We start from the raw sequence: 14,224 nt of genomic DNA on the forward strand, positions 1-14,224 counted from the left end.
CACGAACTCCAGACCCCGAAACGGGTATGAATAGTGTGCAGATGATGGAGATGATGAATGCAGAATTGGCTAGTGAATCGGCGTGACACCCAGCGCCTGGCGCGCGGTGGCAAAGCCCCCGGCACGCCGGGACTCAAGCGGCTGCGCAATGCCCTCGCCAGTTCGGCACTGGCCCTCGTGGCCGTGCTGACGCCTCAGGTGGCGCTGGCCGATGCGCCGGCCCCGTGGCTGGTGGTCGGCGACTCCATCTCGGCCGGCTACGGCATCGACAGCAGCCAGGGCTGGGTCGCGCTGCTTGACGAGCGCCTCGAGGACAGCCTGGGCAGCGATGCGCCTGAGGTCATCAATGCCAGCATCAGCGGCGACACGACCGAAGGCGGCCTCAACCGTCTGCCGGCCCTGCTCGCGCGACACGACCCTTCACTGGTGATGATCGAACTGGGCGGCAACGACGGCCTGCGTGGCCTGCCCCCCGCCCGCATGCAGGCCAATCTGGCCAGCATGATCGAGGCCGTGGAGGACGCCGATGCCCAGCCCGTGCTGCTCGGCATCGAGATTCCGCCCAATTACGGCCCGGCCTACACCGATGCCTTCCGTCAGGTCTACCGGGACCTGGCCGACGAATATTCCGTGCCGCTGGTGCCCTTCATCCTCGAAGGCATCGCCACGGCCCCGGCCAGCGAGAAGCTGATGCAGCAGGACCGCATTCACCCCACCGCCAAGGCGCAACCGCAGCTGCTCGACACCATCTGGCCGACACTCGCACCACTGGCGCAACACGCGGCGTCAGCGGAGTGATCAATATCAGGCGCGGCGCATGTCACGACAGCTTGCATGCGCCTACCTTGCCGCGAGATGACAATCCGCGCCTGCCTGATCAGTGCCTGTCAGGCAGGCCATCTGGGCCATGAGGCCTTGCAGCGCTGACGTCATCAGCCCGGGTCGTCGGTCGTCGGGGCCAGGCCCCATCCTCACAGGGAGTACTGCCATGAGTAAATCCAACAACAGGAAGGCGGATGCCGGCAAGGCGCATTCGAAGGCCAAGGATGCCAAGCGCAAGGACGCCAAGGGCAAGGCCAGCAAGAAGCACGCCACTGGCGATGCCCCGCGCATGACGCTGGGGCCGGTCTCCAGTGACGCCTATCCCTACGACGAGCGCCTCAAGCGCAAGGTCTATGAGGCCGAGAAGCGCGCGCTGCAGATCGAGCTGCTCAAGGTGCAGCATTGGCTGCGCGACAGTGGCGGACGCCTGGCCATCGTGTTCGAGGGGCGTGACGCCGCCGGCAAGGGCGGCACCATCAAGCGCTTCATGGAGTATCTCAATCCGCGTTTCGCGCGCATCGTCGCCCTCGACAAGCCCAACGAGACGGAAAAGGGTCAGTGGTATTTCCAGCGCTATGTCTCGCGCTTTCCCACCAGTGGCGAAATCGTGCTGTTCGATCGCAGCTGGTACAACCGCGCGGGGGTCGAGGCGGTGATGGGCTTTGCCACGCCGGAGGAAGTCGAACGCTTTCTGGTGCAGGTGCCCCAGCAGGAGCGCCTGTGGGTCGAGGATGGCCTGCACCTGGTCAAGCTGTACTTCTCGGTGTCCCGCGAGGAGCAATCGATCCGCTTCGCCAAACGCGCCGCCGACCCGCTGACCCACTGGAAGCTGTCACCGATGGACGCCGTGGCGCAGAAGAAATGGGATGAGTACACCGATGCCGCCGAGGCGATGTTCGCACGTACGCACAGCGATCATGCGCCCTGGACGCTGATCCGCTCCGACGACAAGCGCCGGGCCCGTATCGGCGCGCTGCGCCATGTGCTCAGTCAGCTCGACTACCCCGGCAAGGACAAGAAGATGATCGGCACCCCGGACCCGCTGATCGTGGTGGATGCCGATCGCCTCATCCTGCCCGACGACTGACGATCGCGTGGCGGGCGGTGCGCTGACGGCGCGGCTCGCTCAGGTCGATTGTGACAGCTCCGCCGGCGCCTTCTGCAGCTGCTGCAGGCCGAGTCCGGCCAGAATCAGCACCAGCCCCGCCAGCGTCGAGGTCAGAATCGGCTCGCCGACGATGAAGTGCAGCAGCGTCAATGAGATGGGCGGCGACAGGAAGATCAGGTTGGAGACCTTGGCGGTGCGCGACACCTTGTGCACCGCCAGCTGCCAGAGCACGAAGGCGATACCCATCTCGCACAGGCCGACATAGATGCCCGCCGTCAGCGCCTGGGGGTTGGCGCTGGCGCCGATGAAGTTGCCAAAGCCCGGCCCGAAGGCCACCAGCAGCGTCAGCACCGGCAAGGCGATGCTGAAGTTCTGCCACTGGGCGACCAGCGGCGCACGAGGATCGCGCGCATTGAGCAACCAGTAGAGCGCCCACAGCAGGGTCGAACCCAGTGCCAGCCCGACGCCCAGCGGGTCGGCGAAGGCGACATCGAATATCTCGCCACGCGTGGCGATGGTCCACACACCGGCGTAGGCGATCAGCCCCGCCGCGACATCGATGCGCGTCAGGCGCTGCGCGAGAATCGGCACGGCGAGAAAGGCCATCGCCAGTGCCCAGGTGTAATTGAGTGCCATCGCCTCCTGGCCCGGCAGCCGCGCGTAGGCGCCGAACAGCACCAGATAGTAGCCGACCGGATTCATCAGTCCGGCCCAGAGTGCCGTACGCCAGCCGCCCCGCCAGCCGGTGGTGAGCGCTTCGCGCAGCTTGCCCTGACGCCACATCAGCACGCCGATCAAGAGCCACGACACCAGTGCCGCCAGCCAAACCAGCTCCAGCGGCGACATCTGCTCAAGCGCCAGCTTGAAGGCGGTCGCCACCGTCGACCACAGGGCCACGGCGCCCAGACCGTAGAGCATGGCTTCCCTATCCTGACTCATGGCATCCTTCCTCGCATTTCGGGTATCGCCTTCCTGGCGATGAGTGTCATGGCGATGGCAGCGACAATGCCCACGGCCTGACATTCGAGCATCGCGTGCCCTGCCCGCTGCTGCAAGCCGCGCCACCAAAAAGGAATTTCGTGAATGACTGATGCCACCGATCCGCAAGCTGCGCCGACACCTGCGCCCCCTGCGGGAGATGCCCCGACCACGGCGCTGGTCAGCGCCTATCGCCTGGATGGCAAGGGCGGCGCCAGCCTGCTCGATGACGACAGCCTGCGTGAGCAATGGCAGGACCCCGACGCGCTGATCTGGATGCACCTCGATTACACCCGCGGTGACGTCAATGACTACCTGGACGACCTTGCCCAGCTGGATGAGCCGAGCATCGAGGCCCTGACCGAGCTGGATACCCGCCCGCGCGTGGCGCGCTTCGGCGGCGGCATGGTCACCACGCTGCGCGGCATCAACCTCAATCCCGGCGCCGCGCCGGAGGACCTGCTGTCACTGCGCCTGTGGATGAGCCCGACCCGCCTGATCACCCTGCGCCGCCGGCCATTCCAGTCGATCACTCAGGTGCGTGAGCAACTGGAGGCCGGCCAGGGCGCGGAAAGCATCTCCTGGCTGCTGGCGATGCTCAGCGATGCGCTGGTCGATCGCGTGGCGGAGCTCAGCCATCGCCTCGATGAGCAGCTCGCCATCATCGAGGAAGACCAGCTCAATGATGTCGAGATCGACCCCGATGACATTACCCGCCTGCGGCGCCCCCTGATCACCCTGCGACGCTTCATGGGGCCGCAGCGCGACTGTCTGGCACAACTCTCCCAGGGGCCGTTGTGGATCGATGAACAGGCGCGTCTGGACCTGCGCGAGATCGCCAACCAGCTGTCGCGCTACGTGGAGGATTTCCAGGCCATGCAGGAGCGCGCGCTGATCATCCATGAACAGCGCATGAGCGAGCACAACGAGCAGCTCAACCAGCGCATGTATCTGCTGTCGGTCATCACCGCCGTCTTCCTGCCGCTGGGCTTTCTCACCGGGCTGCTGGGGGTCAACGTCGGCGGCATACCGGGCAGCGACAGCCAGTGGGGCTTCGCTGCCTTCGTCGGCATCACGCTGGGCGTGGTCGCGATGCAGATGTGGCTGCTCAAGCGCAAGAAATGGTGGTGAGCGCGCCCATGGCGTAGCGAGCTGCTTGCAAGCGCTGCTTACGAGCCCTGCTCACGACTGGCGCGGTCGATATGGCCCAGATCGCGCTCAGGGTCGAGGACATCACGCACGCGCTGCTTGAGATCACGACTGTCGGGGAAGCCGCCGTCGCGCTTGCGCTCCCACAGTACCAGCCACTCCGAATCTGGGGTGGCCTGGCACAGCACCTCGAAATGGCCGCCGTGACTCGGCGCCAAGGCCACCTCACCGAGGTCTTCTCCGAAGGTGGACAGCAGTTCCTGTGCATACCAGGCCGCACGCAACAGCCAGTTGCAGCCGGTGCAGTAGTGAATCCGGACTTTCAGCGTGGATGCCTGATCCATGGTGGTGCCTACTCCAATCAATGATGTAATGATCACTTCACTGCACTGTCGCGCAATGGTCAACACCAAAAACCTACACACAAACTGTACATAAACTATACTCGGCGCAGTCATTCCTTCAGTGACGTCGCACTGCGATCGATCCTTCTTCAACCGGCGGCACGGGCGTGATCTGCATCACGACTTCCCGTACATGACGCCGATAGCGGAGCCCTGGCCACATGTCACCCCTGTCTTCCTCTACCGAGGCCTCCTCACCGTCAGACGCTCAAGACCGCGAGACTGAGCGGGAGTCTGCAGACAAAGCCCACGAGAGGCCGTCGGGCAGCGGTCAGAGTCGCTTCTTCGAGCGCATGACCGGCGATGAAGATTCGCGCATGTGCAAGGACATCTCCGAGGATGCCTGCCACCAGCAACCCGGCAATTTCTGGCGTCACCTGCTGGCCTCGCTGGGCACCAAGCTGGCCGACGAGATGGCCAGTGCGCGGCTGGTGCTGCCGTGGCTATTGGGGTTGATCGGGGCGCCGGTGTGGATGGTGGGGCTGCTGGTGCCGATTCGCGAGGCGGGCGCCCTGCTGCCTCAGCTGCTGGTGGCAGGCTTCATTCGCCCACTGCCGCAACGCAAGTGGGTGTGGGTCGCCGGGGCCTCCATCCAGGCCTTGATGGCACTGGGGCTGGTGATGATCAGCCTGCTTGCCGAGGGCAACTTCGCCGCGCGTCACGGGCTTGATGGCACCCTCGCGGGCAGCCTGGTTCTGATCCTGTTGATCCTGCTGTCGCTCGGGCGCGGGGTGGCCTCCATCGCCACCAAGGACGTGCTGGGCAAGACCATCGCCAAGAAACGCCGCGGGCGCCTGATGGGCTGGAGTGGCAGTGTGGCGGGGGCGATGACCCTGCTGGCTGGCGTCGCCTTGATGCTGCTGGGCGAGCAGCCCGGGCAGCAGGTGCTGGCGATACTGATGGCCATCGCGGCGCTGGGCTGGATACTCAATGCCCTGTGCGCCGCCATGATCCGCGAGGACAGCGGCGCCACCAGCGGCGGCGCCAATGCCTGGGAGACAGTGCGCGACGGGGTCATCCAGCTCAAGCATGACGCCGCCTTCCGCAACTTCAATCTGGCACGCGCCCTGCTGCTCTCAAGCGCGCTGGCACTGCCGTATATCGCCTTGCTCGGCCAGCAGCAGAGCGGTGAGAGCCTGGGCGGACTGGGCGTGCTGGTGGTGGTGTCAGGACTGGCCGGCATGCTGGCCAGCCCCATCTGGGGCAGGCTGGCCGACACCTCCAGCCGCCGCGTGATGCGCAACGCAGGGGCCGGCGCTGCCGTCTGCTGCGCCCTGGCCGGCAGCATGGCCTGGTGGCCGCAGGCGCTGGCCGACAACATCTGGAGCTACGCGCTGGTCTACGGGCTGCTGGTGATCGCCCACGCCGGTATCCGCCTGGGACGCAAGACCTACGTGGTCGATCTCGCCACCTCTGACAACCGTGCCCTCTACGTCGCGCTCTCCAACACCCTGACCGGCGTGCTGATGCTGGTACTGGGGCTATTGATCGGCGGGCTCGCCCAGTGGCTGGGCAGTGAATGGTTGCTGATGATTCTGGCGGTCGTCGCGGCCTGTGCCGCGCTCTGCGCACAGCGCCTGCCGGAGGTGGAGGACGACTGAACATGCCGGGGCGGGCGTGACGGCTCCCCTGTTACCCATTCCCCCTCTTCTCCCCCTTATTTATCTGATCGACTCTCACGCTGACAGGGCCTGACGACGATGTCGGGCCCTGTCACATTAGCGGCTGCGATTGCATAAGCCGCGTCTCCCCGCCATAGTGAAACCGATCATGGTGCTGGAATGTCCGGGCACACGGACAGGCACCCTATACCCGTACTCTCGGGCTCTGTCTTCAGGGCCGGGTTCTTAAGCCGCAAGGATCAGAGTCAGATGAAAAGACCCCACATGATCAGCCCCGAGCTGCTCGAGAGAGTCGTGAATGCCTCGGACGATGGCATCGTGGTGGCGGAACAGGAAGGCGATGAGAACATCCTGATCTACGTGAATCAGGGATTCGAGCGCCTCACCGGTTACAGCGCCGACGAGATTCTCTACCGCGATTGCCGCTTCCTGCAGAATGATGACCGCGATCAGCCGCAGCTGGACAACATCCGTGCCGCGCTGCGCGACAAGCGCCCGTGCCGCGAGATACTGCGCAACTATCGCAAGGATGGCAGCCTGTTCTGGAATGAACTTTCCATGACACCGGTCTTCGATGAGCATGACAACCTGCAGTATTTCGTTGGCGTCCAGAAGGATGTCACCGGCCTGATGACCGCCAAGGAAGAGCTGGAACGCCTGCGCGCGGAGCACCCCAGCGAGTCCAACTGATCGCCGGACGCTCAAGGCCGCTGAGTGAAGAACGGTCACTGAAGAGCAGTCACTGAAGATCTGGTGCCGCATGGCACCATCAACGCCCACCCCACCGGTGGGCGTTGTCATTGCGGGGCTCTCGCCTTTGGCAGCTGGCGAAAGCCCTGCCGGGCTGAGCGAAAGGCTTGTCATCCTCGTCAACGGGCGGTATATAGCCAGAGAGCCTTCGGCGCATCGCCGCTGGCGGTGCCCGGTATCATAGGCCAGTCCAGGCGCTGGATATCGGGCAGGTCGTTCCAAGATCGTGAGGTCCGCCCATGGCCCGTGAACAATTCCTCGATGATATCGATGCCACGGCACTCGCCGAAGACAGCCCCACCGATGTGGACTTCGAGCTGTCGCCCTCCAGCGCACCTGCCAAGCCACAACGCAATGACTCCCGCCAACGTCTTGAAGCCCTGCTCGAGGAGCGCGCCCTGGCTCGCTCCATCCGCGAAGGATGGGACGATGAAGCCGACGACGATGATCTGATCGACGCCAGCGACTGGGGCGAAGAGGAGTAAGCTCGCCGCCAGCGGCGTGCAGGGGAAGGGATACCAGGGAACGGACAGGCCATGGAAGGGGTCGACGTCAGGACAGGGAATGTCATGCAGTGAGTCGCCGCGCTCGCCTGGCACAGGCTGCCCGGCTGGCCAAGCGTGACGCCGGGCACTATCATCTGCGCGTCATTCCATTCTCCAACCAAATTGGGATTCCATGGCGCAATACGTCTATACCATGAACCGGGTGGGCAAGGTCGTTCCCCCGAAGCGCGAGATTCTCAAGGACATCTCGCTGTCCTTCTTCCCGGGTGCCAAGATCGGTGTGCTCGGTCTCAACGGCTCGGGCAAGTCCTCGCTGCTGCGCATCATGGCCGGCGTCGATCAGGACTACAACGGCGAAGCACGTCCCATGCCGGGTCTGAATGTCGGCTACCTTCCCCAGGAGCCGGAACTGGATGATTCCAAGAACGTGCGCGAGTGCGTGGAAGAATCCCTGGCCCACATCAAGAACGCCCAGACCGAACTTGATGAAGTCTATGCCGCCTACGCCGAGCCGGACGCCGATTTCGATGCCCTCGCCGCGCGTCAGGCCAAGCTGGAAGACCTGATCCAGGCCTCCGACGCCCACAACCTCGAGCGCAAGCTGGAAGTGGCCGCCGAAGCACTGCGCCTGCCGCCGTGGGATGCCAATGTCGGCGTGCTGTCCGGTGGTGAGCGCCGCCGTGTCGCACTGTGCCGTCTGCTGCTCTCGAGCCCGGACATGCTGCTGCTGGACGAGCCGACCAACCACCTGGACGCCGAATCCGTCGCCTGGCTGGAACGCTTCCTGCACGACTACTCCGGCACCGTGGTCGCCATCACCCACGACCGCTACTTCCTCGACAACGTCGCCGGCTGGATTCTCGAGCTGGACCGTGGCCAGGGCATCCCCTTCGAAGGCAACTATTCCTCGTGGCTCGAGCAGAAGGACGCTCGCCTGCAGCAGGAAGCCAAGCAGGAAGCCTCGCGCAACAAGGCCATCCAGCAGGAGCTCGAGTGGGTTCGTCAGAACCCCAAGGGCCGTCAGGCCAAGAGCAAGGCGCGTCTCAACCGCTTCGAGGAAATGCAGTCCGGTGATTTCCAGAAGCGCAACGAGACCAACGAGATCTACATTCCGCCGGGACCGCGCCTGGGCGACAAGGTCATCGAGCTGCACAACGTCACCAAGCGTTTCGACGACAAGCTGCTGTTCGATGATCTGTCCTTCACCATCCCTCAGGGTGCCATCGTCGGTATCGTCGGCGGCAACGGTGCGGGCAAGTCCACGCTGTTCAAGCTGGTGACCGGCAAGGACACCCCGGACAGCGGCGAAGTCGTGCTGGGCGAGACCGTCAAGGTCGCCTACGTCGAGCAGCTGCGTGATGGTCTGGAAGACAATCAGACCGTCTGGGAAGCCGTCTCCGGCGGTCAAGACATGCTCAACATCAATGGCCATGAAGTCTCGTCGCGCGCCTATGTCGGCCGCTTCAACTTCAAGGGCACTGACCAGCAGAAGCGTCTGTCTGATCTGTCCGGTGGTGAGCGTGGCCGTCTGCAGCTGGCCCAGACCCTGAAGCAGGCTGCCAACGTGCTGCTGCTGGATGAGCCGTCCAACGACCTGGACATCGAGACTCTGCGTGCACTGGAAGAGGCTCTGCTGGCCTTCCCGGGCTGCGCGATGGTCATCTCGCACGATCGCTGGTTCCTGGATCGCATCGCGACCCACATCCTCGCCTACGAGGGTGACTCCAACGTGGTGTTCTTCGAAGGCAGCTATACCGAGTACGAAGCGGACTATCACGCGCGTGTCGGCAACGATGCTCCCAAGCGCATGAAGTACAAGCGTATCGACGCCTGATGAGCCGGCGGGGTCAGCCACGCTGATCGACGCAAGCCGCTAGACGCCCTCACCGGTCATCCGGTGGGGGCGTCTTGCCATCGGGCCCTGCTGTTCGTTCCAGTCTGTCCGTTCCAGTTCGTCCGCTCAGTCTGCCCTGTTCGGTTCTGGCCGCTCTGTACGCCCTGTTCCGCCCGCTTTGCTCTGCCCTATTCTGCTTCTTTCCTCCCCTCCTCGCCCCCTGAACCCTCCTGCCAGCACGTCATGCTGACTTGCAGTGCTCGGCGCGAGCCGTCATAACAGTAGCTTGCCAATCCATCCGTTCGGGAATCGTCTATGAATCGCTGGCTACAGCAACCCCTCATGTGGCTGCGAACCTGGACCACCAGCATCGCCTATCTCCCCAGCATGCTGGCCATGGTCTATACCCTGCTGGGACTGATCTCGGTGATGCCCTCCGGGCTGCCGGACCCTTCCTCGCTGCCGAATAGCGACTTTTTCGAAGCACTGACCTTCAAGCAACATGACACCCCGCGCACCCTGCTGGCGGCGCTGGTCGGCGGCCTTATCTCGCTGATGGTCTTCAGTTTCACCATGGTGATGAGCGTACTCACCCAGGCCGGCGCGCAGTTCTCCCACAAGCTGCTGCTGGGCCTGGTGACCGAGCGTCATCACCAGCTGGTACTCGGCCACTACCTGGGCAGCCTGCTGTTCCTGCTGGTCAACCTGATGGTACCCAATACGGGCGACTCCCCGACCCTGTGGCGCTCGCTGGCGGTCTATCTGGGCGTGCTGATGATGGTCAATTGCCTGGGGATGTTCGTCTACTTCATCCATCAGGTCTCGCAGTCGGTGCAGATCAACGCCGTCGCGCGGCGCCTGTCCGGCCGCACCCGCCTCTCGCTGGAGCGCCTGCGTCAGCGCAATCGTGACGATGGCTTCTGCGAGCGCGTGGTCAGCCGTGACGACGACCAGTGCCAGCTGCTGCGGGCACGCCGGCGCGGCTACATCCAGCAGGTCGACTTCTCGGCGCTGCGCCAGCTGGCCATCAAGCATGACATGGTGGTGCATCTGGATTTCGCGCTGGGCGCCTTCATCGTCAGCGGCATGCCCTTGATGCGCATCGAGTGGCCCAACGGCCTGCCAGAGGGCGCGACGGCGGGGGAAGAACTCGACGAAGAGCAGCAGGCCGAGTTGATCAAGAACCTGCGTGCCGCGCTTGGCTATCTGGATGGGGAGTCCGTCGAGGACCTGCACGAGCACGGCCTGACCCAGCTGATGGAAGTCGCCATCAAGGCGCTGTCGCCCGGCATCAATGACCCAGGCACGGCACGGCTGTGCATGCACCAGCTGACGGAGCTGCTCAGCGAGCGCATGTCGGTGCCGCTGTGCAACTGTTGCGTGGATGATCACAAGGCCGTGCGTGTCAGCTGGCAGATGGAGTCCTTCGCAAGCCTCCTCTACCGCTCCATCACGCCGATTCTGCATTATGGCCGTGATGACCTCTCGATCTGTCTGGCCCTGCTGGAGCTGTTGAAGACCCTGTCCCTGATGGGCGCGCAATACGGCCATCTGGTGCTGCTGCAACAGCATGCCGACAAGGTGGTGGAGGCGATTCTCGCCCAGGCCGAATTCGAGGTGGATCGTCGCTTCATCGAACACGGCCTGCAGGCCGGTCACCATCGTCTGAACCTGCCCAGCCCTCAGTGGTAAAAAACCAGCGCCTGAACGCAAGACGCCCGCGACGGTCGATCACCGTCGCGGGCGTTGCTGTCTGTGAGTCGTACTATTTCTGAGTCGTACTGTCTGTGAGCCGTACTGTCTCAAAGTCGACTATCCGATCACGTGACAGCTTGCGGCCTGTTGCCGTCAGCCTGACCAGCGACAGGGCTCAGAGCCTCACGGCTTGCGGCGGCTCTTGAAGAAGGACACCAGGAACAGCACCAGGAAGATCACGAACAGGACCTTGGCGATGGTCGCTGCGGTGCCGGCGATGCCGCCGAAGCCCAGTACGGCGGCAATGACAGCGACGATCAGAAAGATGATGGCGTAGTTGAGCATGTCAATTCCTTATGTCATGTGAGAATTGTCGCGGCGGAGTCAGCCCCTGACGGATGACGCCTCAGGCGCACTCCAGAGTGCTGAAAGCGGCGATCAGGAGGCGTGTCAGCCACCTGACTCGTTATTGCCAAGATGGTAATAAACTAAAGCTTTGTCAACATGATGTCGCACTTCAGTAAAAGAATTTGCCTCAACCCTTGTGATGGGTTGAAAGCCTGCTCCGTCATCCGCACGTCTTGTCATAGGCACACGATAGGCGGCACTCGGTTGACCGCACGCATGCAGCTCGGGCAGGTGATGTTGCTTGTCGGGTGCCGCCTTACACAGCAAAGGCCCCCGTTCGGCGAGATGCCGAACGGGGGCCTTTGCTGTGTGCATCACTCGTGTCATCCCCCTGACAGCGGCGGATGATCGATGCAGGGGTATCGGTCGCTACAGCGCGGCGATCAAGGCCTCGGCGTAGGCGACGAGATCGGGCTCGCTCATCACCTCGACGCGGTTCAATCCACTGTCTAGGCTCGCCGGCTGACCGTGGCGAACCAGCAAGGTGCGTGGATAGCCCGCGCCACCGATGCGCTCACTCAGCTGTGCATGAGCATCGCTGAGATAGACCCCACGGGTCTGCTGCACGCATAAGGTCACCAGTGGCAGACCGCCACGGGCAAGCGCCGCCTCGAAGGCAGGCAATGCCGGACGCTGACGCTCGGTGCAATCCGGGCACCATTCCGCGACCTGATTGAGCACGAAGGTATCGCCAGCGGCCAGCCGTGCTTCCACCTCGGCCAGGGTGACGTGAGAAGAGATGTCGTTGCTCATGGTTCACCTCAGTACAGGGACGGATCGGTTTTCTCGGGACGTGTCTTGAAGCGACGGTGCAGCCACAGATACTGCTCGGGATGCTTGCGGATCGCCCCTTCGATGAAGGCGTTGATGCGCGTGGCATCGGCGACGTCATCGCCACTCGGGAAGTTGTCCAGCGCCGGCAGATACTCCAGCGTATAGGTACGATTGTCCGGATTGCGGTGGAACATCAAGGGCATCACCGGCGCGCCCGTCATGCGGGCGATCTTGGCCGTCAGCTTGATGGAGGCGGCATCGATGCCGAAGAACGGCGCGAACACGCTGACCTCGCGGCCGAAGTCCTGATCCGGTGAATACCACACGCCATGGCCGCTCTTGATGCGACGCACCACGCCCCGCAGGTCGTGACGATCGATGGCGATCCCGAAGATGCGATTGCGCGCACGGGTCATGAAGCGCTCGAACAGCGGGTTGTCATGGGGGCGATAGACGACATCGGCCGGGAAGAACAGCGAGTGCAGTGCGCCGCCCAGATCCAGGGTCGAGAAGTGGATGCCCACGATGAGCGCCCCCTTGCCCTGGGCCATGGCGCGCTCCATGTGCTCCTGCCCCTTGAAGGTCACGCGATCACGCATGTGCTCAGGATCACGACACCAGCCGGTGGCCGTCTCGAAGATACCGATGCCGTTGGCGTGGAAGGTCTTGCGTACCTGACGCGCGCGCTCCGCCTCGCTCCACTCGGGAAAGCACAGCTTGAGATTGGTGTCGGTGATGTGACGACGACGCTTGCCGAAGCGCCATGCCAGCTCACCAAGGCCACGCCCCAGCCACAACTTGGCGCACCAGGGCAGATAGGCCGAAGCCTTCATGGCACCGATGCCCAGCCAGGTCAGCCAGTAGCGGGGGTGTGCAAAACTCTCGGGATAGCTCTTCTTGGCCATGACTCTCTCGTTCGACGGGCAACGGCGGCCATTGTAGACCGCGCGAGCCTTGCCGTCAGGTCAGGCGTGCGTATCCAGCGGCTGAGCGCTGGCCAACTGCGCGACACCCTGGTCGTCCGCCGCACTGCCAACGCCGCCATGATAGTGTCTGGGCACGCGCGGCAGCAGCCCCGTCAGCAGTGTATAGCTGATGGTGTCGCAGCTGGCGGCGACGCGATTGACCTCAAGCCCCTCGCCCCACAGCACCACACGTGAACCGACACCCGCCTCGGGCAGGTCCGTGATATCCACCGTCAGCATGTCCATCGACACCTTGCCGGCCAGCACCGTTTCCTGACCATCCACCAGCACTGGCGTACCATCCACGGCGTGGCGATCATAGCCATCACCATAACCGCAGGCGACGACACCGATACGCGTCGGACGCGTCGCCACGAAGCGCCCCGAGTACCCTACCGGCTCGCCGATGGCGATCTCACGCACGGCGATGATGGCCGAAGACAGCGTCATCACCGGCTTCAGGCGCCGACTGGCATCATTGGCGCCTTCCAGCGGGTCTGCTCCGTAGAGCATGATGCCCGGGCGGTTCCAGGCCGCATGCGTCTCTGGCCAGGCAAGCGTCGCCGGAGAGTTGGCCAGACACAGCGGCAGCTCTGCCTGGGCCGCCAGGGCCGTCACCGCCGCCATCTGCTGCTGGAAGTAGTCCGGCGTCAGGCTGTCAGCGCTGGCGAAGTGCGTCATCAGGTGCAGATCACGCGCCTTGCCACACGCCTCGAGGCGCGCCTTGGCGTCCAGCACCTGCTCGGCCGTGAAGCCGAGACGATGCATGCCTGAGTCGAACTTGATCCAGCAGGACAAGGGCTGCGCAAGCTCACTCTTTTCGAGGGCCGCCAGCTGCCATTCGCTGTGGATGGCGCACCAGAAGTCATGCTCGGCCGTTAAGGCGTACTCCGCGGCCTCGAACACCCCCTCAAGCAACACGACCGGATGAGAGATGCCGCCCGCCCGCAGCGCCAGCGCCTCTTCAATCGTGGCTACCGCAAAGGCGGGGGCGAGATCCGCCAGTGCCTGCGCGCACGCCACCGCACCATGCCCGTAGGCGTCCGCCTTGATCACGGCCAGGGCGCGCGAATGCGGCGCCAGCTCGCAGGCCAGCTGATAGTTGTGACGCAGTGCATCGAGATCAATATCAGCGCGCAGTGGGCGGGACATGAGGGGACTCCAGGGTGATCGGTGAAAATGACAGACAGCAGAGCAAGCCCCTCAATT

14 protein-coding genes are annotated in these 14,224 nt (G+C 63.9%); 8 read left to right on the forward strand and 6 right to left on the reverse strand.

The window, feature by feature from the left end; translation table 11 throughout:
* Positions 1 to 57: 57 nt before the first annotated feature.
* Both IZU87_RS08135 and ppk2 read left to right on the forward strand, forming a co-directional pair.
* Positions 58 to 798, forward strand: coding sequence for an arylesterase (locus tag IZU87_RS08135; RefSeq protein ID WP_213114227.1), 741 nt, complete (start codon positions 58 to 60; stop codon positions 796 to 798).
* 190 nt (positions 799 to 988) lie between these two features.
* The gene (gene ppk2 / locus IZU87_RS08140; protein WP_052384244.1) at positions 989 to 1,909 is read left to right on the forward strand and encodes a polyphosphate kinase 2; all 921 of its coding nucleotides are present in this window, start codon (positions 989 to 991) and stop codon (positions 1,907 to 1,909) included.
* A 39-nt stretch (positions 1,910 to 1,948) separates the two neighbouring features.
* Here the strand turns inward: ppk2 and IZU87_RS08145 are convergent, their stop codons facing one another.
* Positions 1,949 to 2,869, reverse strand: coding sequence for a DMT family transporter (locus tag IZU87_RS08145; RefSeq protein ID WP_192837528.1), 921 nt, complete (start codon positions 2,867 to 2,869; stop codon positions 1,949 to 1,951).
* Between the two features lie 144 nt (positions 2,870 to 3,013).
* Here IZU87_RS08145 and IZU87_RS08150 point away from each other — a divergent pair, with 144 nt between their 5' ends.
* Positions 3,014 to 4,039, forward strand: a complete 1,026-nt coding sequence (locus tag IZU87_RS08150; RefSeq protein ID WP_213114228.1) for a zinc transporter ZntB — start codon at positions 3,014 to 3,016, stop codon at positions 4,037 to 4,039.
* 38 nt (positions 4,040 to 4,077) lie between these two features.
* Here IZU87_RS08150 and IZU87_RS08155 read toward each other — a convergent pair whose 3' ends face one another.
* Complete coding sequence (locus IZU87_RS08155; RefSeq protein WP_054555551.1) at positions 4,078 to 4,401, reverse strand: Rdx family protein; 324 nt, start codon at positions 4,399 to 4,401, stop codon at positions 4,078 to 4,080.
* A 353-nt stretch (positions 4,402 to 4,754) separates the two neighbouring features.
* Here IZU87_RS08155 and IZU87_RS08160 point away from each other — a divergent pair, with 353 nt between their 5' ends.
* The 5 genes from IZU87_RS08160 to IZU87_RS08180 all read left to right on the forward strand — a co-directional run bounded on the left by IZU87_RS08160 (position 4,755) and on the right by IZU87_RS08180 (position 10,865).
* Complete coding sequence (locus tag IZU87_RS08160; RefSeq protein ID WP_249330500.1) at positions 4,755 to 6,062, forward strand: MFS transporter; 1,308 nt, start codon at positions 4,755 to 4,757, stop codon at positions 6,060 to 6,062.
* Positions 6,063 to 6,332: 270 nt separating this feature from the next.
* On the forward strand, positions 6,333 to 6,773 hold the full coding sequence (locus IZU87_RS08165) for a PAS sensor domain-containing protein (protein ID WP_043331389.1): 441 nt from the start codon (positions 6,333 to 6,335) through the stop codon (positions 6,771 to 6,773).
* Between the two features lie 299 nt (positions 6,774 to 7,072).
* A complete protein-coding gene (locus IZU87_RS08170; RefSeq protein WP_043331391.1) occupies positions 7,073 to 7,318 on the forward strand; it encodes a PA3496 family putative envelope integrity protein in 246 nt (81 codons plus the stop codon).
* Positions 7,319 to 7,511: 193 nt separating this feature from the next.
* Positions 7,512 to 9,173: an energy-dependent translational throttle protein EttA gene (ettA, locus tag IZU87_RS08175; protein ID WP_043331392.1), complete on the forward strand. Its 1,662-nt coding sequence runs from the start codon at positions 7,512 to 7,514 to the stop codon at positions 9,171 to 9,173.
* A 342-nt stretch (positions 9,174 to 9,515) separates the two neighbouring features.
* Positions 9,516 to 10,865, forward strand: coding sequence for a DUF2254 domain-containing protein (locus IZU87_RS08180; protein WP_213114230.1), 1,350 nt, complete (start codon positions 9,516 to 9,518; stop codon positions 10,863 to 10,865).
* 186 nt (positions 10,866 to 11,051) lie between these two features.
* Here IZU87_RS08180 and IZU87_RS08185 read toward each other — a convergent pair whose 3' ends face one another.
* The 4 genes from IZU87_RS08185 to alr all read right to left on the reverse strand — a co-directional run bounded on the left by IZU87_RS08185 (position 11,052) and on the right by alr (position 14,167).
* Complete coding sequence (locus tag IZU87_RS08185; protein ID WP_043331394.1) at positions 11,052 to 11,213, reverse strand: DUF1328 domain-containing protein; 162 nt, start codon at positions 11,211 to 11,213, stop codon at positions 11,052 to 11,054.
* 432 nt (positions 11,214 to 11,645) lie between these two features.
* Complete coding sequence (locus IZU87_RS08190) at positions 11,646 to 12,029, reverse strand: TlpA family protein disulfide reductase (RefSeq protein ID WP_043331395.1); 384 nt, start codon at positions 12,027 to 12,029, stop codon at positions 11,646 to 11,648.
* 8 nt (positions 12,030 to 12,037) lie between these two features.
* Complete coding sequence (lpxL, locus tag IZU87_RS08195) at positions 12,038 to 12,955, reverse strand: LpxL/LpxP family Kdo(2)-lipid IV(A) lauroyl/palmitoleoyl acyltransferase (protein WP_054555555.1); 918 nt, start codon at positions 12,953 to 12,955, stop codon at positions 12,038 to 12,040.
* Between the two features lie 60 nt (positions 12,956 to 13,015).
* The gene (gene alr / locus IZU87_RS08200; RefSeq protein ID WP_213114231.1) at positions 13,016 to 14,167 is read right to left on the reverse strand and encodes an alanine racemase; all 1,152 of its coding nucleotides are present in this window, start codon (positions 14,165 to 14,167) and stop codon (positions 13,016 to 13,018) included.
* Positions 14,168 to 14,224: the final 57 nt, after the last annotated feature.

Origin of the sequence: Cobetia sp. MC34 (genome assembly GCF_018340035.1) — a bacterium.
Lineage (GTDB): Bacteria > Pseudomonadota > Gammaproteobacteria > Pseudomonadales > Halomonadaceae > Cobetia > Cobetia amphilecti.

Bases quoted from the DNA above. Each gene is read 5' to 3' on its own strand.
- IZU87_RS08150 (WP_213114228.1), top strand. From the start codon at position 3,014: ATGACTGATGCCACCGATCCGCAAGCTGCGCCGACACCTGCGCCCCCT.
- ettA (WP_043331392.1), top strand. From the start codon at position 7,512: ATGGCGCAATACGTCTATACCATGAACCGGGTGGGCAAGGTCGTTCCC.
- IZU87_RS08155 (WP_054555551.1), bottom strand. From the start codon at position 4,401: ATGGATCAGGCATCCACGCTGAAAGTCCGGATTCACTACTGCACCGGC.
- IZU87_RS08185 (WP_043331394.1), bottom strand. From the start codon at position 11,213: ATGCTCAACTACGCCATCATCTTTCTGATCGTCGCTGTCATTGCCGCC.
- IZU87_RS08165 (WP_043331389.1), top strand. From the start codon at position 6,333: ATGAAAAGACCCCACATGATCAGCCCCGAGCTGCTCGAGAGAGTCGTG.
- IZU87_RS08135 (WP_213114227.1), top strand. From the start codon at position 58: ATGCAGAATTGGCTAGTGAATCGGCGTGACACCCAGCGCCTGGCGCGC.
- IZU87_RS08190 (WP_043331395.1), bottom strand. From the start codon at position 12,029: ATGAGCAACGACATCTCTTCTCACGTCACCCTGGCCGAGGTGGAAGCA.
- lpxL (WP_054555555.1), bottom strand. From the start codon at position 12,955: ATGGCCAAGAAGAGCTATCCCGAGAGTTTTGCACACCCCCGCTACTGG.
- IZU87_RS08170 (WP_043331391.1), top strand. From the start codon at position 7,073: ATGGCCCGTGAACAATTCCTCGATGATATCGATGCCACGGCACTCGCC.
- IZU87_RS08180 (WP_213114230.1), top strand. From the start codon at position 9,516: ATGTGGCTGCGAACCTGGACCACCAGCATCGCCTATCTCCCCAGCATG.
- alr (WP_213114231.1), bottom strand. From the start codon at position 14,167: ATGTCCCGCCCACTGCGCGCTGATATTGATCTCGATGCACTGCGTCAC.
- ppk2 (WP_052384244.1), top strand. From the start codon at position 989: ATGAGTAAATCCAACAACAGGAAGGCGGATGCCGGCAAGGCGCATTCG.
- IZU87_RS08160 (WP_249330500.1), top strand. From the start codon at position 4,755: ATGACCGGCGATGAAGATTCGCGCATGTGCAAGGACATCTCCGAGGAT.
- IZU87_RS08145 (WP_192837528.1), bottom strand. From the start codon at position 2,869: ATGAGTCAGGATAGGGAAGCCATGCTCTACGGTCTGGGCGCCGTGGCC.